Annotated in this window: 16 protein-coding genes; 8 read left to right on the top strand and 8 right to left on the bottom strand. The window is 73.2% G+C overall.

Annotation, left to right across the window (positions count from 1 at the left end):
* Positions 1 to 130 precede the first annotated feature (130 nt).
* The 7 genes from JQN84_RS17775 to JQN84_RS17805 all read left to right on the top strand — a co-directional run bounded on the left by JQN84_RS17775 (position 131) and on the right by JQN84_RS17805 (position 8,105).
* On the top strand, positions 131 to 1,210 hold the full coding sequence (locus JQN84_RS17775; protein WP_204959450.1) for a cellulose binding domain-containing protein: 1,080 nt from the start codon (positions 131 to 133) through the stop codon (positions 1,208 to 1,210).
* Positions 1,211 to 1,333: 123 nt separating this feature from the next.
* Positions 1,334 to 2,524 (top strand): PucR family transcriptional regulator, encoded by a 1,191-nt coding sequence (locus JQN84_RS17780; RefSeq protein ID WP_204959660.1) that lies wholly within the window; start codon positions 1,334 to 1,336, stop codon positions 2,522 to 2,524.
* Between the two features lie 134 nt (positions 2,525 to 2,658).
* Entirely contained in the window at positions 2,659 to 3,828 is a 1,170-nt protein-coding gene (locus JQN84_RS17785; RefSeq protein ID WP_204959451.1) for an acyltransferase domain-containing protein, read from the top strand.
* Positions 3,825 to 4,769, top strand: coding sequence for a beta-ketoacyl-ACP synthase III (locus tag JQN84_RS17790; RefSeq protein ID WP_145921163.1), 945 nt, complete (start codon positions 3,825 to 3,827; stop codon positions 4,767 to 4,769). The genes JQN84_RS17785 and JQN84_RS17790 overlap by 4 nt, the downstream gene beginning before the upstream one ends.
* Before the next feature lie 77 nt (positions 4,770 to 4,846).
* Entirely contained in the window at positions 4,847 to 5,086 is a 240-nt protein-coding gene (locus JQN84_RS17795; protein WP_067313076.1) for an acyl carrier protein, read from the top strand.
* A gap of 1 nt (position 5,087) precedes the next feature.
* Positions 5,088 to 6,314, top strand: a complete 1,227-nt coding sequence (gene fabF, locus JQN84_RS17800; RefSeq protein WP_204959452.1) for a beta-ketoacyl-ACP synthase II — start codon at positions 5,088 to 5,090, stop codon at positions 6,312 to 6,314.
* 222 nt (positions 6,315 to 6,536) lie between these two features.
* Positions 6,537 to 8,105 (top strand): amidohydrolase family protein, encoded by a 1,569-nt coding sequence (locus tag JQN84_RS17805; RefSeq protein WP_204959453.1) that lies wholly within the window; start codon positions 6,537 to 6,539, stop codon positions 8,103 to 8,105.
* Positions 8,106 to 8,202: 97 nt separating this feature from the next.
* Here JQN84_RS17805 and JQN84_RS17810 read toward each other — a convergent pair whose 3' ends face one another.
* The 8 genes from JQN84_RS17810 to JQN84_RS17845 form a co-directional block, all read right to left on the bottom strand.
* The gene (locus JQN84_RS17810) at positions 8,203 to 9,123 is read right to left on the bottom strand and encodes an ROK family protein (protein WP_307821287.1); all 921 of its coding nucleotides are present in this window, start codon (positions 9,121 to 9,123) and stop codon (positions 8,203 to 8,205) included.
* A 103-nt stretch (positions 9,124 to 9,226) separates the two neighbouring features.
* Entirely contained in the window at positions 9,227 to 10,678 is a 1,452-nt protein-coding gene (locus tag JQN84_RS17815) for a lyase family protein (RefSeq protein WP_204959454.1), read from the bottom strand.
* Between the two features lie 8 nt (positions 10,679 to 10,686).
* Positions 10,687 to 11,697: an amidohydrolase family protein gene (locus JQN84_RS17820; protein ID WP_204959455.1), complete on the bottom strand. Its 1,011-nt coding sequence runs from the start codon at positions 11,695 to 11,697 to the stop codon at positions 10,687 to 10,689.
* Positions 11,694 to 12,728: a creatininase family protein gene (locus JQN84_RS17825; RefSeq protein ID WP_307821288.1), complete on the bottom strand. Its 1,035-nt coding sequence runs from the start codon at positions 12,726 to 12,728 to the stop codon at positions 11,694 to 11,696. Before JQN84_RS17825 ends, JQN84_RS17820 begins: the two co-directional genes overlap by 4 nt.
* Positions 12,716 to 14,497, bottom strand: a complete 1,782-nt coding sequence (locus JQN84_RS17830; protein ID WP_204959456.1) for an ABC transporter permease — start codon at positions 14,495 to 14,497, stop codon at positions 12,716 to 12,718. Before JQN84_RS17830 ends, JQN84_RS17825 begins: the two co-directional genes overlap by 13 nt.
* The gene (locus JQN84_RS17835) at positions 14,494 to 15,567 is read right to left on the bottom strand and encodes an ABC transporter ATP-binding protein (protein ID WP_204959457.1); all 1,074 of its coding nucleotides are present in this window, start codon (positions 15,565 to 15,567) and stop codon (positions 14,494 to 14,496) included. The genes JQN84_RS17830 and JQN84_RS17835 overlap by 4 nt, the downstream gene beginning before the upstream one ends.
* Before the next feature lie 94 nt (positions 15,568 to 15,661).
* Positions 15,662 to 16,705: an extracellular solute-binding protein gene (locus tag JQN84_RS17840; RefSeq protein ID WP_204959458.1), complete on the bottom strand. Its 1,044-nt coding sequence runs from the start codon at positions 16,703 to 16,705 to the stop codon at positions 15,662 to 15,664.
* A 42-nt stretch (positions 16,706 to 16,747) separates the two neighbouring features.
* Positions 16,748 to 17,911: an ROK family protein gene (locus JQN84_RS17845; protein WP_204959459.1), complete on the bottom strand. Its 1,164-nt coding sequence runs from the start codon at positions 17,909 to 17,911 to the stop codon at positions 16,748 to 16,750.
* 417 nt (positions 17,912 to 18,328) lie between these two features.
* Here JQN84_RS17845 and JQN84_RS17850 point away from each other — a divergent pair, with 417 nt between their 5' ends.
* A complete protein-coding gene (locus JQN84_RS17850; protein WP_204959460.1) occupies positions 18,329 to 21,022 on the top strand; it encodes a sugar-binding protein in 2,694 nt (897 codons plus the stop codon).
* Positions 21,023 to 21,048: the final 26 nt, after the last annotated feature.

Genomic DNA, 21,048 nt, shown 5'->3' on the forward strand with positions numbered 1-21,048 from the left:
TAGATCTATGTCTATATTGACGGCGGCCACCGGATGGTCGTAGGGTGCGGACGGCACCATGGGCTTCCCGGCCGGCGGCCGGCCCGACGCCGCCCCGGCAGGAGCTCCGACGGGGATCGGAGGAATCATCATGATCGCTTCCAGGCGGTCCGTCCTGACGGCCGGCGGCATCCTCGCCGCCACCACCGTCGCCGCCCTCGGCATGACCACGGTCGCCGGTGGCGCACCCGCCACGGCCACCCCGGCCGGCGGCTGCACCGCCACGGTCCGGGTCGACTCGCGCTGGGGCAGCGGCGCCAGCGGCGGCCAGATCGTCACCTTCACCGTCGCCAACACCGCGTCGGCGACCGCCACCCGGTGGGCGGTCACCTGGCCGCTCACCGACGGCCAACGGATCGTGTCGTCCTGGAACACCTCGGTCAGCGCGGCGGGCGGCACCGCGACCGCGACCAACGCGCCGTACAACGGGGTGCTGACACCTGGCGCGTCGACCACCTTCGGCGTCCAGCTCGCCGGCCCCACCACCGCACCCACCCCGAGCTGCACCAACGACGCCGTCCCGCCGACCACCGCCAGCCCGCCGGCCGGGGCCGACGTCACCGTCCGCGAGGCCGACAACCAGCGCACCGTCACCCTGTACGTCGGGCAGACGCTGGGCGTGACCCTGGCGGCCGACTACCTGCCGGTCAGCACCACCGGGAACGCGCTGACCCCGGTGTCGACCAGCGGCGGCTTCCCGACCGGGCAGCCGCTCGTGGCGACGCTGCGGGCCGTGTCCCCGGGCACCGCCGAGCTGACCACCCGCACCGACCACGCCTGCCAGCACACCACCCCGCCGTGCACCCTGCCGACCGTGCTGTGGGCGCTGCACGTCGCGGTCATCGCGCTGCCACCGACCGACGCCGGGCAGACCGTCGTCGTCTCCGCTCCTGACAACCAGCGTGACCTCACGCTGCGCGTCGGTGACACGCTCGTGGTGAGCCTGCCCAGCAACTACCTGCCCCCGACGCTCACCCCCGCCGGGGTCGTCGTGCCCGGCGAGGTGACCGGCGGCTACCCGAGCGGCCAACCGCTGATCGCCCGCTACGTGGCGACCGCACCCGGCCAGGTCGACGTCTCCACCATCACCGACAACCTCTGCCGGCACGCGCCGACCCCCTGCCCGTCCCCGCAGGTGCGCTGGGTGGTGCACGTCACCGTCACCAGCTGACCGCCCCACCGCCGACCTGCGCCTCGACGCCCGGCGGCCCGTCACCCGGCGGGCCGCCCCGGAGCCGACGTCGAGTCCCTGCTCACGGCATGTCACGCTGGAGCGGTGAACGAGCCGGACGGGATGGAACTGACGGCCACCCTGCGCCGGATCGAGCGGGCGGCGGGGGCGCTGGCCACGGCCAGCGTGGTGCGGATGGACGAGAGCCTGCCCTGGTTCCGCGAGCTGCCGGCCGAGCAGCGTTCCTGGGTGATGCTGGTGGCGCAGGCCGGCGCCCGGTCGCTGGTCGAGTGGCTGGGTTCCGGCGGCGGCACCACCGACAGCACCCAGGAGGTCTCCGACGAGGTCTTCGCCACCGCGCCGCTGGCCCTGGCCCGCTCGATCAGCCTTCAGCAGACGGTCGCGCTGATCAAGGTGACCATCGACGTGGTCGAGGAGCAGGTGTCGCACCTGGCCGCGCCCGGCGAGGAGCAGCAGCTGCGCGAGGCGGTGCTGCGGTTCTCCCGGGAGATCGCCTTCGCCGCCGCCCGGGTGTACGCCCGTGCCGCCGAGTCCCGGGGCTCCTGGGACGCCCGGTTGCAGGCGCTGCTGGTCGACGCCCTGCTGCGCGGGGACTCCCCCGACGTGCTGGCCAGCCGGGCCGCCGCCCTGGGCTGGGCGGACGCCCCACCGGTGGCGGTGGCGGTGGGCCGGTCCCCCGGCGGGGAGGTGTCCGCCGTGCTGCACACCGTCTACCGGTACGCCCGCCGGATCGGGGTGGAGGTGATCGGCGGCGTGCACGGCGACCGGCTGGTCATCGTGCTCGGTGGCGCGGCCGACCCGATGGCCGCCACCGAGAAGCTGCTCCCCGGATTCGGCGACGGCCCGGTGGTGGTCGGTCCCGCCGTACCCAGTCTGGACGAGGCGACGGACTCGGCGCGGGCCGCGCTGGCCGGCTACCGGGCGGCGCCGGCCTGGCCCACCGCGCCCCGGCCGGTTCCGGCGGCCGACCTGCTGCCCGAGCGGGCCCTCGCCGGTGACGCCGAGGCCCGCCGCCGGCTGCGCCACGACGTGTACGCCGCCCTGGTGCGTGCCGGCGGGGAACTGCTGGAGACGTTGGACGCCTTCTTCGCCGCCGGCGGGACGTTGGAGAGCGCGGCCCGTGCCCTTTTCGTCCATCCCAACACGGTGCGTTACCGACTGCGCCGGATCGCCGAGGTCACCGGGTTCTCCCCACTGACCCCCCGGGACGCGTTCGCACTCCAGGTGGCGCTGACGGTCGGCCGGCTGGACCCGATCGTCCCGGCGGGCGCACCCGGTCCGAACCAGAAATGACACCGGGTGACCGGTGAGCAGGGCCGTCAGGTGACGATCTCTGCCGATTTTGTAGGAACCCTCCAAGAGTTCTAGTGCGGTTTGGTGTCAGCCCGCACAGCGCTTACCCCGGAGTATCGGGAAGAGTCATAGACGTGCTCGCCGTCCTCTCTCCCGGCCAGGGTTCCCAGAAGCCCGGCTTCCTGACGCCCTGGCTCGCCCTGCGTGGCGTCGAGTCACGGCTGCGCTGGTGGTCGGTGTCGGCCGGGGTCGACCTGGTCCACCTCGGCACCGAGGCCGACGCCGACGAGATCGTGGACACCGCCCGCACCCAGCCGCTGCTGGTGGCCTCGGCGTTGGTCGCGGCCGAGCAGCTCCCCCTGCACGACGTGAACCTGGTCGCCGGGCACAGCGTCGGCGAGCTGGCCGCCGCCGCGCTGGCCGGGGTGTTCTCCGCCGAGACCGCGGTCACCCTCGCCGGGGTGCGCGGCCGGGAGATGGCCGCCGCCTGCGCCCTGGCACCGACCGGGATGGCCGCCGTGCTCGGCGGCGACCCCGACGAGGTGCTCGCCGCCCTGGCCACCCACGGCCTGCATCCAGCCAACCGCAACGGCGGCGGGCAGGTGGTCGCCGCCGGCACGCTCGACGCCCTGGACAAGCTCGCCGCCGAACCCCCGGCCAGGGCCCGGATCGTCCGGCTCAAGGTCGCCGGGGCGTTCCACACCCCGTACATGGGCCCCGCCGAGCAGGCGCTGGCCGCCGTCGCCGCCGGGATCACCCCGTCGAGCCCGGCCCGGCTCCTGCTCTCCGACCTCGACGGCACTCCCGTCGCGCACGGCCGGGAGCTGGTGCACCGGCTGGTCCGGCAGGTCACCGCGCCGGTGCGCTGGGACCTGTGCATGCGGACGCTGGCCGACCTGGGGGTCACCGGCGTGCTCGAACTGCCCCCGGCCGGCACCCTCGCCGGGCTGGTCAAGCGGGAGCTCAAGGCCACCGGGGTGCCCGAGATCGTCACCCTGAACACCCCCGCCGACCTGCCCGCCGCCCGGGACCTGATCGCCCGGCACAGCGGCCCGCCCGGTCACCGCCCGGCCCCCCGCGCCCGGGTGGTCGTCGCCCCCGCCGTCGGCACCTTCGCACCGGCCGAGGGACTCGCCGAGGGCACCGGGCTGAGCGCCGGCCAGGTGCTCGGCCAGGTGACCACCCGGCAGGGGCCGGTCGAGGTCACCGCCCACGACAGCGGCCCGCTCACCGAGTGGCTCGCCCACCCCGCCGACCCGGTCGCGCCGGGCCAACCCATCGCCCGCATCGGAGGCCAGGCATGAGCGGCAGTCGGATCGTCGCCCTCGGGCACTACCAGCCCTCCCGGGTGGTGACCAACAACGACATCGCCCAGTTCGTCGACACCAACGACGAGTGGATCAGGGACCGGGTCGGCATCGTCAGCCGGCGCATCGCCGACGGCGAGACGGTCGCCGACATGGCCACCGCCGCCGCCGACAAGGCGCTGGCCAACTCGGGCCTCACCGCCGCCGACATCGACCTGGTCGTCGTCGCCACCTGCACCTCGATCGACCGCAGCCCGAACGTGGCCTGCCGGGTCGCCGCCAAGCTGGGCATCACCGCCCCCGGCGCGTTCGACCTGAACACCGCCTGCTCCGGCTTCGCGTACGCGCTGGGCACCGTCGACCACGCGATCCGCGCCGGCGCGTCCCGCAACGCGCTGGTCATCGGGGCCGAGAAGCTCTCCGACTTCACCGACTGGACCGACCGTTCGACCTGCATCATCTTCGCCGACGGCGCGGGCGCGGCGGTGGTCACCGCCACCACCGGCGACGAGCCGAGCGGGATCGGTCCGGTGGTGTGGGGCTCCGCGCCGGACAAGAGCGACGCGGTACGCATCGAGGGCTGGCGGCCGTACATCGCGCAGGAGGGGCAGTCGGTGTTCCGCTGGGCCACCACCGCGCTGGCCCCGCTGGCGCTCCAGGCGTGCGAGAAGGCCGGCGTCGACCCGTCCGAGCTGGCCGCGTTCGTGCCGCACCAGGCCAACTCGCGGATCATCGACGGCATCGCCAAGCGGCTGAACATCCCGCAGGCGATCATCGCCAAGGACATCGTCGAGTCCGGCAACACCTCGGCGGCGAGCGTGCCGCTGGCCCTGTCCAAGCTGGTCGAGCGGCGGGAGGTGCCCTCGGGCGCGCCGGTGCTGCTGTTCGGCTTCGGCGGCGGGCTGACCTACGCCGGTCAGGTCGTCCGCTGCCCCTGAAGACCCGACGCGGTCGGCGACCGCGGCGCGCCGCCATCCGGCGGAGAACAAAACCCCGATGAGAGGAACCCACCGTAATGACCCGTGACGAGATCACCTCCGGCCTCGCCGAGATCCTCGAAGAGGTCGCCGGGGTGAACCCGGACGACGTGGCCGAGGGGAAGTCCTTCACCGACGACCTCGACGTCGACTCCCTCTCCATGGTGGAGGTCGTGGTCGCCGCCGAGGAGAAGTTCGGCGTCAAGATCCCGGACAACGAGGTGCAGAACCTGAAGACCGTCGGGGACGCCGTCAGCTTCATCGAGGCGCAGTCCTGAGATGAGTCGCGTCGACGTCGTCGTCACCGGGCTCGGCGCGACCACCCCGCTGGGCGGGGACGTCGCGTCGACCTGGGACGCCATGCTCGCCGGCCGCTCCGGGGTGAGTTCGCTCACCCAGGAGTGGGCCGGCCAGCTCCCGGTCCGGATCGCCGCCCAGCTGGCGGTGGAGCCGACCGAGGTGCTGGACCGGGTGAAGCTGCGCCGGCTGGACCGTTCGGAGGCGATCGCGCTGATCGCGGCGCAGCAGGCCTGGGCAGACTCCGGGCTCGCCGACTCGGGGCTGGACCCGGAACGGTTGGGTGCCAGCGTGGGCTCGGGCATCGGCGGTGCCCTGACCCTGCTCGCGCAGGACGACATCCTGGAGGCGTCCGGCCCGCGCCGGGTCTCCCCGCACACCATCCCGATGCTGATGCCCAACGGTCCCGCCGCCTGGGTGGGGTTGGAGCTGGGCGCACAGGCCGGGGTGCACTCCGTGGCGAGCGCCTGCGCGACGGGTGCGGAGGCGATCGCGCTCGGCCTGGACATGATCCGCTCCGGCCGGGCCGACGTGGTGGTGGCCGGCGGCACCGAGGCGGTCATCCACCCGCTGCCGATCGCCGGGTTCAGCTCCATGCGGGCCATGTCGACCCGCAACGACGAACCGGAGCAGGCCTCCCGCCCGTGGGACAAGGGCCGCGACGGCTTCGTCCTCGGCGAGGGCTCCGGGATCCTGGTGCTGGAGCGGGCCGATCACGCCGCCGCCCGGGGCGCGCACGTCTACGCCCGGCTCGCCGGTGCGGGCATCACCTCCGACGGGTACGACATCGTCCAGCCGCACCCCGAGGGGGCCGGGGCGATCCGGGCCATCGCCAAGGCGATCGCCGACGCCGACGTGGCGAAGGCCGACATCGTGCACGTCAACGCGCACGCCACCTCGACCCCGGTGGGCGACCTCGCCGAGATCAAGGCGCTGCACCGGGCGCTCGGTGACCACCCGGTGCTGACCGCCACCAAGTCGATGACCGGGCACCTGCTCGGCGCGGCCGGTGCGTTGGAGTCGATCGCCACCATCCTGACCATCCGCGACGGTGTCATCCCGCCGACGATCAACCTGGACGATCCGGACGACGGTCTGGACATGGACGTGGCCGCGAACAAGGTCCGCCACCTGGACGTGCCCGCCGCGCTGAACAACTCGTTCGGCTTCGGCGGCCACAACGTCGCCCTGGTCTTCACCCGCCCCTGACGGCACCGGCGACCCACGGCCCGGCACCCTGCGGTGCCGGGCCGTCGGCCAGCCCGACCGCCTCGCCGGCCGGCACCGGCGGGGTGACGGTCGGCGAGCGGGGCCCGTCGGCGGGTAGCGGGCGACCGGCGATCTTCCCAGCATCCGGCCGCGACCAGCGCGTTCACCGGATACTAGCCGGTCGGAAATTTCGCGGAAATCGCGTCTTCCTAGCTTGCCCGCATGCCTCACACCCCGGACACAGCTGCGACGCCGGAGAACGGCGACGACCACACAACGACACTCTTCGACGAATGCGGCAGGCCCGCTCCCGCGCCGCTGCTCGGCCGACGCGCCCTGCTCGCCGCCGCCGGGGCCGCCGCCGTGTCGCCACTGGCCCTCCCCACGCCGGCCCGCGCCGCCTCCCCCGGGCCGCACCGGCCGGGCCGCGCCCCGGGCTGGCGTCCGGAGCGGGGCCACTACCTGATCAGGAACGCGGCGCTGGTCTCCGTCGACCCCGTGATCGGCAACCAGGCACGGGCCGACATCGAGGTGCTCGACGGACGGATCGTCCAGGTCGGCCCGGGCCTGCGGGCCCGGGGTGCCCAGGTCATCAACGCCGCGAAGATGATCGCGATGCCCGGCTTCGTGGAGACGCACTACCACATGTGGAGCGCGCTGGGCCGCAACTTCGTCTCCACCGGATTCGAGTACTTCGCGGCGAAGTCGGCAACCGTCGCCGCCTACCAGCCTGACGACTTCTACCACAGCGTGCTGCTCGGTCTGGTCGAGTGTGCGAGCGCCGGCATCACCACCGTCAACAACTGGGCGCACAACGTACGCGGGCCGGAGTACGCCGACGCGGAGTTGCACGCGCACGCCGACGGCCTGGTCCGGGCGCGCTACTCGTACGGCCACCGGGACGGCCAGCCGGCCACCCAGCCGATCGACTTCGCCGACATCGACCGGGTCGCGTCCACCTGGTTCGGCAAGAAGTCACCGTTCGACGGGCTGGTGCACCTCGGGGTGAACCTGCGCGGGCCCGGCCAACTGCCCACCTTCCTGACCGAGATGGCCGAGGTCAGGAGGCGGAAGCTGCCGGTCTCGGTGCACTCCGGGCAGGGCCCGACGACGGCCGTGCACGCCGCCGACCTGGAGCGGATGGGCTTCCTCGGGCCGGACTTCCTGCTCTGCCACGCCCTGCCGTTCGACGAGGCGGACCGGCAGGCGATGGTCCGCACCCACGCCCCGGTCAGCTTCTCGGTCCACTCCGAACTGCGCCTCGGCACGGCCGGCGGTTTCCACGGGCAACTGCTGCGGATGCTGGCCGCCGGGATCACCGTCTCGTTGTCCTTCGACGCCAGCTCGCTCGCCCCGATCAACATGTTCGAGTCGATGAACGTCGCCTGGAACCTGGGCATCCCGTGGCTGGGCACGGACACTGAGACGCTGCCGCCCGTGGTGTTCCGGCAGGCGATCGAGATGGCCACCATCAACGGCGCGAAGGCGCTGGGTCTCGCCGACGTGATCGGCTCGATCACCCCCGGCAAGCGGGCCGACATCGTCCTGATCCGGGCGGACGACCTGAACATCGCCCCCATCGGGGACCTGGAGTCGACACTGGTCCGCTCGGCCACCCCCGCCAACATCGACACCGTGCTCATCGACGGCCGGATCGTGAAGCAGAACCGGACCATGGTCAGCCACGACACCGCCAAGGTGGTCCGCAACGCGGCGGCGGCGGCGCACGCCGTCCGCACCCGGGCCGGTGGCGTGCTCACGCCGACCAGCCCCACCCCGCCCACGTTCTGACCCGCCCCGCACCGGCTGTCCGGCCCGCCCCCTTCGCGGGCCGGACACCCGGTCCGACCGGTCCACCCCTCACGGCCCGGACGCACGGATCGCCAGGTCAGCGGGGAGCGGGCACCGCTTCCCGGGCAAGGGTGACCGCGCCCAGCAACGCCGCGTCGTCGGCGAACCGGGACAGCACCACGTCGGGGCGGTGCGGAAGCACCTCGGCCAGCCGGTCGACGAGCAGCCCCCGGATCAACGCGCTGCCGGCCACCCCGCCGACCAGCACCACCCGCTGCGGATCGAGCAGCAGGCAGCAGGTGACCAGGTGCCGGGCCAGCTCGTCGACCCGGGCGGTGAGCGCGTCGCGGGCCGCGCCGGGCAGCTCGGCGGCGGCGGACAGCCCGGCCGCCTGCCCGGCCACCCCCAGCTCGTCGGCCAACCGGTCCAGGGCCCGGCCGGAGAAGTCCAGCTCCAGCATGGTGCCCGGCCACGGGCCGCCGGCCACCGCGTAGCCGATCTCGCCGGCCGCGCCCCGGTGCCCGGCGAGGACCCGGCCGCCGACGGTGACGGCCGCCGCAACGCCGGTGCCGATCCCGACCACCAGGCCGGGGTCGGCGTCGCGCAGCGCACCGAGCCGCAGCTCGGCCAGGGCCGCGGCGTTGAGGTCGTTGTCCACCGCCACCCGGGCCACCCCGAGGGCGGCGGAGACGGCGTCTGCCAGGCGTAGCCGCTCCCAGCCGGGCACGTTCGGGGCCAGGTCGATGCCGTCGGGGCGGACCACCCCGGGCGAGGCCACCCCGGCCGCCACCAGCGGCCCGCCGACCTCGGCGACCAGTGCGGCGGCCAATTCCAGGGCCCGGTCCAACGCCTGCGGGGCACCCTGTTCGGCGTGCGTGGCGATCCGCCGGTGGGCCAGCAGCCGACCGGTGTCGTCGGCCACCCCGACCGCCATCTTGGTCCCGCCGAAGTCGATGCCGAGCAGCAGTTCGCCGGTCCGGGTGCCGGCGGCGGCCCGGCCGGCCAGCCGTACGCTCACCTGGTCCACCGCCCCGTCACCGCCGTGCCCGCCGGTCGTCTCCACGACGGTGTGCCGCCCGGCCGCAGGGGCCGGCGGCCACCGGGTCGCCCGATCGGTGCGCTCACCGGCCGGCCACCTCGGCGGCCACGGCGTCCAGCGCCTCGTCGGCGCGGGCCAGCCGGTCGCGGGTCGCGGCGAGCCGGTCGGCGACGCCGGTGAACGCGACCCGCAGCGTCGCCACCTGGGCGCGCACCGCGGCGGCACCCGGCCCGTCCACCTGGGCCCGGTCCAGTACCAGGTCGGGGTCGACGGCGGCGGCGATCAGGTCGGCCACGGCGTCGTCGGTGAGCCCGTCGACCAGCCCGTCGGCGGCGGCCCGGACGCCGTCGGCGGTCCAGGTGCCCGGCGCACCGGCGCGGACCAGCCGGCCGACGACCGAGTGGGCGGCCCGGAACGGCACCCCGTGCCGGGTCAACGCGTCGGCTGCCGCGGTGGTGGTGGCCCCGGACGCGACGATCTCCTCCCGGGTCGGCGGGTGCAGCGGCTCCAGCTCGGCGAGGAAGCCGCCGACCAGGGCGAAGAACCGGTCCGCCCGGTCGTTGCTGTCCCAGAGCCGGACCTGCACGTCGGTGGTGGCGTTGTTGGAGTCCTCCCACCAGGCCGCCCCGACGTTGTTGAGCACCGAGGCGGCGTCGGCGGCGCTCGCGCCGGCCATCGACACCAGGTGCTCCAGCACCACCGGGTTGCGCTTCTGCGGCATGATGCTGCTGCCCTGGGTGAAGTCGCCGGGGGTGGCCACCCACTGCCAGGTCAGCCAGTCCATCAGGGTGCGGGCCAGCCGGGCACCGGTGGCCAGGGCCTGCGCGTTGAGGGTGCCGACCCGCACCAGGTGGTCGGCCCCGGCGACCGCCTCGTAGGAGTTGGTCACCAGGCCGTCGAAGCCGAGCAGCTCGGCCACCCGGGCCGGGGCGATGTCCAGGTCGGTGCCGGCGAACGCGCAGGATCCCAGCGGCGAGACGTTGAGCTGGTCGATCACGTCGGCGTACGCGGCGGCCTCACCGGCCAGCGCCTCGGCGTAGCCGGCCAGCGCGTGCCCGATGGTGGTGGGCTGGGCCGGCCGGCGGTGGGTGTACCCGGTGATCACCACGTCGGCGTACCGGTCGGCGACGTCCAGCGCGGTCACGCCGGTGACCAGCACCCTCTCCAGCACCCCGAGCAGCTGGTCGCGCAGCAGCATCCGGAACACCCCGGCGTCCAGGTCGTTGCGGCTGCGCGCCATCTGCACGTCCAGTTCGGACGCGGGCAGGCCGCACGCCTGCGCGAGGGTGGACTCCAGCAGGTAGTAGGTGTCCTCGAAGCTGCCGTCGAACGCCGGGGCGGGGCTGTCGTCGGCGCGCAGCGTGGCCAGCCCGCGCAGCAGCCGGGCCCCCCGCTCGGCCGGGATGAGGCCCTGCTCGGTCAGCATCACCACGTGCGCCTGGCTGGCACGCACCATCGCCGGGTACAGGTGCCCGACGTGGTGGTGGTAGGTCGGGGCCAGGTGGTACCGCTGGTAGGTGGTCAGCTCGCTCATGGCGTTCCTTACTTCCTTCCGGGCCGGGACGCGGCGCTGGGGCCGGTTCCCGGGTTCTCGGCTGGCCGGTCGGTCAGGCCCAGCAGCCGTTCGGCGTTACCGGCGAAGATCGCGCGGAGGTGGTCGTCGGGCATCCCCAGCTCGCGGCAGACCCGCAACTGGTCGTCGAGGTAGCGGGTGACGTAGCCGCGCGGAAACCACGACGAGTCGCTGCCGTACACGATGCGCTGCGGGCCGATCGTCTCGTAGCAGCGGCGGAACAGGTCCTCCAACGTCAGCTTGTACGGCATCCAGCGCACCCACTGGTTGGAGCCGGACGTGTCGACGTGGATGTTGGGGCAGCCCCAGGCGGCGAAGAGGAGGTCCTGCACGTGCTGGACGCCGAAGTGCGGCACCACCACGGTCAGCTCGGGGAAGCGGCGGGCCATCCGGGCCAGCTCGTCGGGGCCGCCGTACCGGCCGAAGGACAGGCCACCGGCGCTGCCGTAGTGGCCGATGTGGATCAGCACCGGCACCCCGAGGCGCTGGGCGGTGGACCAGAGCGGGTCCAGGTCGGCGTGGTCCAGCGGGCCGCGCAGCAGCGGGGCGAACAGCTTCAGCCCGCGCAGGCCCCGTCCGGTCACCGCGCGCTCCAGTTCGGCGGCGGCCCCCGGCGAGTACGGGTCGTGGTGGGCGAAGCCGAGCAGCAGGTCCGGATGCCTGTCGACCACGTCGGCGACGGTGTCGTTGCCGCCGCCGGTGACGAAGACGGCCCGGCGTACCCGTACCGCGCGCAGTTCGTCGGCCCACCGGTCGGCCTCGTCCTGCCAGCGCGGCGCGGGTGGTTCGGGGTCGGGGAAGCTCCACGCCTGCCGCCACGCCTTCGCGTACGGGGCGGAGCCGGCGGCCCGCACGGCCCGCTCGTGTTCCCCGCCGGGGTGCATCCCGGCGGCGTCCTCGCAGGCGTGGATCGTCTCGTCGGTGCCGATCCGGAAGTGCAGGTGGAAGTCGACGATGTCGAGTCCCCGGTCCACGCTCACCGGTCTCCCCCGGTCGCCCCGTCCGCCGCCGTCGGGTCACCGGCCGTCGGGGCCGGGCCGTCGGCCGCCACGTCAGGCAGCGGGTCGGCGGTGGGCGGGGCGGGCGGCGGGGCGGCCACCCAGGCGGCGACGATCTCCCGCAGCCGCGCGCCGGCCGTGGCGCGGACCTGCCGACCGGCCGCCTCGGAGGCCAGCGAGATGTGCCCGGACCAGCCCTGCCACGGGTCGGGTCGGGATTCGACCAGCACGTACGGGTGGCCGACCGGCAGCTTCGGCTTCGGCGGCAGGTCGGTCACCGCGTCGAGGCGGACCGCGCCGGGGTCGAACCCGAGCACCCCGGAGGTCTCGTACGCGCCGCCGTGCCCCCGGGCGGTCAGCGGCCCGTACAGGTCGGTGGTCTCCGCCGGGGTGACCAGCTGGAACCAGTTGACCAGCAGCAGGCTGGCGGTACGCCGGCCGGAGACCCACTCCATCGCGGCCCGCACGGTGGACATGTTGGCGTCGTGGCCGTTGACGATCAGCAGCCGGGGGAAACCAGCGGCGACGATCCCCTCGATCACGTCGGCGAGGTAGCCGACGGCGATCTCCGGCCGGATCGACACCGTCCCCGGCCAGGGCCGGGTCTGCCCCGGGCAGGCCGCGTACGGCACCGCCGGGAAGAGCACCCCGCGCGGCCCGGGGAAGCCGGTGGTCGTATCCCCCGAGGACCTGGCGGCCGACGCGGACCCGGCAGCCGACGCGACAGCGCCACCGGCCCCGGCGGCCGGGCTGGACGAGCCACCGGCCCCGGCGGCCGGGCCACCTGCGCCGCCGGCCTCGGCGGCCGGGCCACCTGCGCCGCCGGCTTCGGCGGCGAAGCCCTCGGCGAGGATCAGGTCGGTGCCGAGCGGCAGGTGCGGGCCGTGCCACTCGACGGCGCCGACGGGCAGCACCGCGTAGTCGGCCGCCGCCGCGACGGCGGCCAGCTCACCGCCGGGAATCCGGGTGGCGGGCAGCAGCCCGCCCCCGGCCGGCCAGGTCACGCCGTCCACTTCGCCGCCTCCCGGGTGGCCCGGCCGCCGTTCTGGAGGCGACCGGAGAACACCATCACGATGAAGATCAACACCACCTGGAGCATGCCGTACGCGGCGGCGGTGCCGACCTCGAACGAGTACATCCGGTTGTTGATCTCGACCGAGATCGGTGCCGTCTCCGAGGTGTAGATCAGCACCGAGGCGACGAACTCGCCCACCCCGTTGACGAACGCGAGCAGCGCGCCGGCCAGCACACCGGGCAGCATCAGCCGCAGGGTGACCGTGCCGAACGCCCGCCACCAGGGCGCGCCGAGGTTACGGGCCGCCTCCTCCAGCGACGGGTCGATCTGGGCCAGCGTCGCCGAACTCGACCGGAACACCAGCGGCAGGAACCGCACGAAGTACGCCAACGGCATGATCCAGAAGGTGCCGATCAGCACCTGCCCGAAGCTGAACGCGTTGCCCGTGCTGAACGCCGAGATCAGGTTGATCGCCACCACCGTGCCGGGCAGCGCCCAGGCCAGCATGACCGCCACGTCGAGCAGCCCCCGGCCCCGGAAGTCGAGCCGGCGCACCGCGTACGCGATCAGCACGCCGACCACCACGCAGCCGACGGTGGCGAGCAGGCTCATCTGCAACGAGTTGAGGATCGGCCGGTACGCCCCCGGGTCCGAGAAGATCGTCACGAAGTTCTGCATGGTGTACTCCGCGGGGATCACCTCGGTGGTCCAGGAGCCGTCCCGGGAGAAGGCGACCAGGGCGATCGTCGCCACCGGGGCGAGCAGCACCATGGTGGCCAGCACCGAGGCCAGCAGCGCCAGCCACTTGCCGAACGGGTTGGTGATCTCCCGGCGGTGCGAGGCGACGCCCTTGGACTGGGAGCGGTAGCTGCGCCGCCCCTCGTACCAGCGCATCCCGAGCAGGAACAGCACCGAGGACACCGCCAGCACCGACGCGTAGGTGGAGGCCATCGGCAGGTCGCCGTTGGTGCGGTTGATGTAGATCTGCATGGTCATCGTCCGGTCCACCCCGAACAGCAACGGCGCGGTGTACGACGCCAGCGACGTCATGAAGACCAGCAGCGACGCCGAGACCAGCGCCGGGGTGAGCATCGGCAGCAGCACCGTGCGCCAGACCCGGACCCGGCTCGCGCCCAGGTTGTAGGCCGCCTCCTCCACCGACGGGTCCATCCCGACCAGGGCGGCGGACGCGGCGAGGTAGAAGAACGGGTACATGGTGAAGGTGTGCACCACCAGCACCCCGGCGATGCCGGTGAACGGCAGCACCGGGTTCTCGGTGCCGAGCAGCTGTTGCAGCCCGCGCGGCAGGATGCCGGTCTCGCTGTAGAGCAGCTGGAACGAGATCGCCCCGATCAGCGGCGGCAGCGCCGCCGGCACCAGGATGATCGCCTCGATCAGCCGCCGCCCGGGAAACGAGAAGCGCTTGAGCAGGAACGCCATCGCCACCCCGACGATCCCGCAGAGCAGCACGCTGGCCGCCGAGATCATCAACGAGGTGAGCAGCGCCGACCGGGCCACCCCGGTGCCGGTGACGAACTCGGTGTAGTTGGCCACCCCGTCCACCCCGACGCTCTCGGCGAAGGTGGCGAACATCGGCTGCACCACGTAGCCGAAAAGGATCAGTGCCAGCGGGAAGACCAGCAGGTACGGGAACCACGGCGAGTTGGCGTTGAGGCCGCGCCGGGGCCGGTCGGCCTTCGGCGGGACGGGATCCTGGGTGACCGGCGGCACGGTCGCCGCACTCGGCGCGGCGGGAATGGTGCTCATGGGGTGACCACCCACATGCGGTCCCGGTTGAGCCGCAGGCCGACCTGGTCGCCGGCCGCGATGCCGGCCGGGACGTCGATCGCGGCGACCTGCACCGGCTCGCCGGCCACCTCGACCACGAGGTTGGTGGCCATGCCGGTGAACTCCACCTCGGTCACCCGGCCGGTGAGCGCGCCGGGCTCGGTGGCCGAGGTGAGGCCGAGGTGCTCGGGGCGTACCGAGACCAGGGCGGTGTCCCCGGCGCGCAGGCCGTGGTCGGCGGGGGCGGCGACGGCGGTCTCGCTGCCGTCGGGCAGGCCCACGGTGACCGTGTCGGCGGCGGCGGTGACCACCGGCAGGCTGAGCACGTTGCTGCGGCCGATGAACCGGGCCACGAAGGCGGTCGCCGGCCGGTGGTAGATCTCCTGCGGGGCGCCGATCTGCCGGACCCGGCCGGACTCCATCACCGCGATCCGGTCGGACATCGCCATCGCCTCGGACTGGTCGTGGGTGACGTAGATGGCGGTCGTGCCGGCCTCCTGCTGGATGCGCCGGATCTCCACCCGGGTCTCCTCGCGCAGCTTGGCGTCGAGGTTGGACAGCGGCTCGTCGAGCAGCAGGGTACGCGGCCGGATGACCAGGGCGCGGGCCAGCGCCACCCGCTGCTGCTGGCCGCCGGAGAGCTGGTCGATCCGGCGGTCGCCGTAGCCGGCGAGGTGCACCTGGCCGAGGGCCTCCTCGATCCGCCGGGCCGACTCGGCCCGCCCCACCTTGCGGATCTTCAGCCCGTACGCGACGTTCTGCGCGACGGACATGTGCGGGAAGAGGGCGTAGTTCTGGAACACCATGCCGGTGTCGCGCTTGTTCGGCGGCCGGTGGGTGACGTCCTCCGTGCCGAACCTGATCCGCCCCGAGGTGGGGAAGTAGAACCCGGCCACCATCCGCAGGGTGGTGGTCTTGCCGCAGCCGCTCGGCCCGAGCAGGGTGAAGAACTCCCCGGCGGCGATGCTGATGTCGACGTCGTCGACGGCAGCGGTGTCGCCGGCACGCGCGAAGCGCTTGCTCACCGACTCCAGCGTGACATCGATCATGATGTCTTCTCCTTCATGCGGTACCGGACCTGGCCGGGCGGGCTGGCGGGACGGGCGGTGCCGGGGGCGGGACGGCCCCCGGCACCCGTACGGGTCAGCCCTTGTTCTTGATCTGGCTGTTCCAGTGGTTGATCCACTCGGTCTCGTTCTTGCCGATGATGTCCCAGTTGACGTCGAGCGGCTTGAGGTTGAGCTGGGCCAGCCACTCCGGCTGCTGGGCGATCTCCACGGCCGGGATCTGGTAGTAGTCCTTGGCCAGGTCGGCGCGGAGCGTGTCGTCGAAGAGGAACTCGATGAACTTCTGCGCGCCTGTGCTGTTGCCGCCCTTGACCGCGGCCAGCCCGTCGACCAGCACCGGGGCGCCGGAGGCCGGCATCACGTAGCCGAACGGCATGTTGGACTGGTTGGCCTGGAGCAGGATGTCCTGGAGGTTCCAGGCGCTCAGGGTGCCCTGCTGGCGGGAGAGCTTGAGGTAGAGGTCGGCCGGGTTGGCCGCGTACGAGCCGGTGTTGGCGTCGAGCTTCTTGAGCCAGTCGTAGCCGGGCTGCGGGTTGCTGCCGTCCGGCGACTGCCGCATGATCATCGCGGCGTAGATCGACCGCATGGTGCCCGAGGCGGCCACGTCGCGGATGACGATCTTGTCCTTCCACTCCGGCTTCAGCAGGTCGTCCCAGTCCTTGGGGGCCTGCTCCGGGGTGAGCGCCTTGTTGTTGTACATGATGACCTCGGGCAGCAGGATCTCCCCGAACCAGCGGCCCTCGGCGTCCTTGTATTTGGCGTCCATCTTGCCGGCGAACGCGGGCTGCCAGGCGGTCAGCAGGTCCTCGCCGGCACCGGCGGCCAGCCCCTGCTGGGTGCCACCCCACCAGACGTCGGCCTGCGGGTTGGCCTTCTCGGCCCGGACCCGCTCCAGGATCTCCTGCGCGCCCAGGTTGAGGATCTCCACCTTCCCCTTGTACTCGGGGTACTTGGCGGTGAACTTGTCCACGACGAAGGTGGAGACCTTCTTGTCGCGGGCGGTGTAGATCGTCAGCTTCTCGGTTTCGCCGGCCGCGGTGTCGTCCGAGCCGCCGCCGCAGGCGGTGCCGGCGGCGAGGACGGTGGCGAGCGCTCCGGCGAGCAGAAGTCGACGTCTCATGGGGTACCTCCGAGGGGTTGGGAAGAACTGAGGCAGGGCAGGTCAAAGGGCCGGTAACAGGGTGGGCAGGCCGGCGGCGGCAGCCGAGAGGGCGTAACTGACCGCGCCGTGCAACACCGCCCGGTCGCCGAGCACGGCCCGGCGTACCTCGGTGGTGCTGGGCGCGGCGGCGGTGACCAGGTCCTGGAGCCGGCCGACGGCGGCGTCGTCGAGTTCGGCGGCGGCGCCGCTGAGCAGCACCCGCCCCGGGTCGATCACGCAGACGCAGGAGACGATCAGCCGGGACCAGGCGTGCAGCAGTTCGTCGAGGTAGCCGGCGGCACGCGGGTCGGCGGCGGCCAGCTCGACCAGCGCACGTACCGGCGATTCGGGGCGGCGGCCGGGGGCCAGCGCGACCATCCGTTCGGCGATCGCGTTCTCCGACCAACGGGCCTCGAACGGGCCGATCCCGTCGTGTCCCCGGCCGGCCGGGTCCAGCGGCAGGAAACCGACCTCACCGGCCGCGCCCCGGGCACCGCGGCGGACCTGACCGTCGAGCACCAGGCCCGCGCCGATGCCATCGGCGACGTGCAGCAGCAGCAGGTCGGCGACGTCGGTGCCGGCACCTGCGGCGTGTTCGCCGGCCGCCATCAGGTTGACGTCGTTGTCCACCACCACGGGCACGCCGAGGGTCCGCTGGACCGACTCCCCTATCGGGCGGCCCTCGATCTGGCCGACCGAGGGGGCGAGCCGGACCGCGCCGCCGGAGATGACGCCGGGCGCGGCGATGGCCACCCCGCGCAGTGCCGGCAGGCCGTCGCCGGCCAGTTCGGGCACCGACCGGCAGATGGTGTCGACGATGTCGCCGGTCAGCCGGACCGTGCGGTGGGCGACCACCGCGCCGTCGCTGTCGGCGATCTCGCAGCTGATCCGGGACGGCTCCAGCGAGACGGCGGCGACCAGTTCGGCGCGCGGGTTGAACTCCAGCATCGCCCGGGGACGACCGGCGCGGGAGGTCCCCGGACCGCGCTCGATCAGGTATCCCTCGGCGATCAGGTCCCGCACCAGCGGGGTGAGCGTGGCAGGGCTCAGGCCGGTGAGCTCGGTCAGCTCGGCCCGGGAGAGCACCCGGACCTGGCGGGCGGTGGAGATCACGGAAAGCCGCTTGATCTCCTTCGACCGCTCCCGGCTCACCGGGCTCGTTGGTGGCGTCACCACGTCTGTCACACTTCCTTCCTACGGCGAACGAATTAAATAGTCAAGTAACAAGTCCGTCTCGACCAACCCACCCCACCGCGTCGGAGCAGCGAGAACGGCCGCGATGGGGCCAACGTCCGGGACGGGGACGGCCGCGGTGGCACAGGACTGGACATCCCGGGCAGGGCCCACTTTATTTCTTCTGCAAAGGAAGAAATACCTTCCAAAGGATTGACGTACCGACGCGCCGGTCCCTAGCGTCACCGGACGAAGGCCTTCCAGTGTGTACGGAACCCGTACCGCTGCCGTACCCGGTGCACCGCGTCCGACGACGCCCACCGGTCCCCGTTCCCACCGCCTCACCGTCCGTTGGCGACCCCGCGTCCGACGCCCTGCGTCCGACGAGGACGGTCGCTGCCCGGACACCGTGGTCCCGGAAGGATCCGCATGCGCATCAAGGGTTTCCTGCTACCCACCGCACTCGCCCTGGCCGTGGCCGGGGCGCCCGCCACCGCCGTCGCCGCCCCGGCCGACGTACGCCCCGCCAAGGCCGTCGACCTCGACGTGCTCTTCGTCAGCGCCCACCCCGACGACGAGGCCGGCAGCCTCGCCACCCTCGGCCAGTGGAAGGAGAAGTACGGCGCCAAGGCCGGCGTCGTCACCATCACCCGTGGTGAGGGCGGCGGCAACGCCGTCGGTCTGGAGGAGGGGCCGCCGCTGGGCATCATCCGGGAACGCGAGGAACGCACCGCGATCGGCAAGGCCGGCGTGGAGAACCTCTACAACCTCGACCGGGTCGACTTCTGGTACACCGCCTCCGCCCCGCTGTCCGAGCAGATCTGGGGTCACGACGACACCCTGGGCCAGATCGTCCGGGTCATCCGGACCACCCGGCCCGAGATCATCATGACGATGAACCCGTCGCCGACCCCCGGCAACCATGGCAACCACCAGCAGGCCGCCCGGTTCGCCGCCGAGGCGTTCACCGCCGCCGCCGACCCGAACGCCTTCCCCGAGCAGCTCAGCACCGAGGGCCTCACCCCGTTCCGGGCCGCGAAGTTCCTGCGCACCGGTGGCACCGGTAGCTCCGCCGCCGGCCCGCAGTGCGCGACCAGCTTCACCCCCACCGTCCCGACCGACCAGGTGTTCGGCGTCTGGGAGGGCACGCCGAGTGCCAGCGGGAAGACCTGGGCCGAGATCGAGGTCGAAGCCCGCCGGGAGTACGTCACCCAGGGCTGGGCCGGCACCGCCGCCGCCCCCACCGACCCGACGAAGATCCGCTGTGACTTCTACACACTGATCGACAGCCGCGTCCCGTACGACCCGGCGGACACCTCCCCGGAGGCGATCCTGCGCGGCTCGGTGCTGCCGCCGGTGACCGGTGGCCTGCCCAAGGGCACCGAGCTGTACCTCACCACCGACCGGTTCGACCTGGCCCCCGGCGCGACCGTCGAGGTCACCGCACACCTGCGCGCCCCGCAGAACCGCGCGCTGGTCAAGCCCCGGATCGACCTGCGCCTGCCGGCGGGCTGGAAGGCCAAGGGCTCCGGCGTGCTCAACAACGACGTGCCCTCGGGCAAGGAGCGGACCCGCACGTTCACCGTCACCGTCCCGGCCGACGCTGACACCAACCAGCAGCAGCTCATCGGGGCCACCCTGACCACCCGCCAGGGTGTCGGGCGCACCGACCGGGCCGTCCGGGTGGTCGCCGACGTCCGTGGCACGCTGGAGCCGCTGCCCGAGGTCGGCATCTTCCGCGACTGGGCCGGCGACGGCGGATACCCGCAGCTGGACACGCTGATCAAGCCGGTGCTCACCATCGGTTCCGGCCAGCAGCGCACCGTTCGCATCGACCTGCGCAACCACGGCCGGGTCAACCGCGACGGCACCGTCACCCTCGGCCTGCCGGCCGGCTTCACCGCCGACGCGGCCACCAAGAGCTACCCCGCGCTGGCCCCCGGCGCGACCGGCTCGGTCACCTTCACCGTCACCAACACCGACGCCACCCTGCCGACCGCCAACGAGGGCGGCACGGACGGGGACTACGGCATCACCATCACCACCACCAGCGCCGCCGGGAGCACCGTGGAGACCGGCGCACTGGAGATCGTGCCGACCACCGAGGTCCCGCGCGCCGGTGACGGCACCGTCGACGGGGTCGCCTCGCCCGGCGAGTACCCCGGCCCGGAGCTGGACTTCTCCCGCATCTGGGAGGGACAGGCCACCACGCCGCAGGACGCCTCGGCGACCGGCCGGATCGCCTGGACCGCCGACGGGCTTAAGGTGATCGTCCAGGTCACCGACGACGTGCTGGGCAAAAAGGTGGTGCCGCAGGACTGCAAGCGGCAGCGCCGCACCGACAGCGTGGAGATCATCGTCGACCCGAAGGGGAACTCGACGGACACCTCCACCGTGTTCAAGGCCGGCATCTTCCCGGTCACCGACGACCCGGCCAACGGCGACCCGCCCTGCTGGCAGCGCGACGCCGACAACCGGCAGGGCCCGGGGGCGACCACCGCGCCCGGGATGACCGTGGTCAGCAAGGTCAGCTCCCCGTACACCGGTTACACCATCGAGACGATGATCCCGTTCGCGGTGCTGCCCGACGCGGTGGACCCGGCCCGGATGGGCTTCAACGTGCTGGTCTACGACTCGGACACCCAGGACCTCAGCTCGCAGTCCCGGCTGGGCTGGTCCACCTTCACCGGTGTCCGGGCCGACCCGTACCGCTACGGTCTGACCACCCTGCCCGGCTACCAGCCGGCGGCCCGGCAGCCCAGCACGCCGGTGTTCCCGGACACCTCGGCGCGCAGCGTGCACAGCCCGCAGACCATCGCCCAGTCGGCCGTCGACGGGGTGGCCCCGGCCGCCGTGCCGAGGCTGAAGAACTCGGCGCTGCGGCTGACCTCGGCCCACCGGGTCACCGACGGCGTGCAGGTCACCCTGCGCGCCGACCGGGCCGGCACCGCCTACCTGTACGCCTGGGACGGCGACACGGCCCGGGGCGAGCACACCGTACGGCTGGCCGCCGGTGACCGGGTCACCGTGACGGTCCCGGTCAGCGGGGGCACCCCGACGTCGCTGCTGGCCGCCTTCGAGGCCGGTGGTGCGGCGGTGGCGCAGCAGGTCCCGCTGAACTGATCCGCCACCGCGTGACCCGTGGCCGG

The organism is Micromonospora humidisoli (assembly GCF_016900955.1).
In the GTDB taxonomy this organism is placed as follows: domain Bacteria; phylum Actinomycetota; class Actinomycetes; order Mycobacteriales; family Micromonosporaceae; genus Micromonospora; species Micromonospora wenchangensis.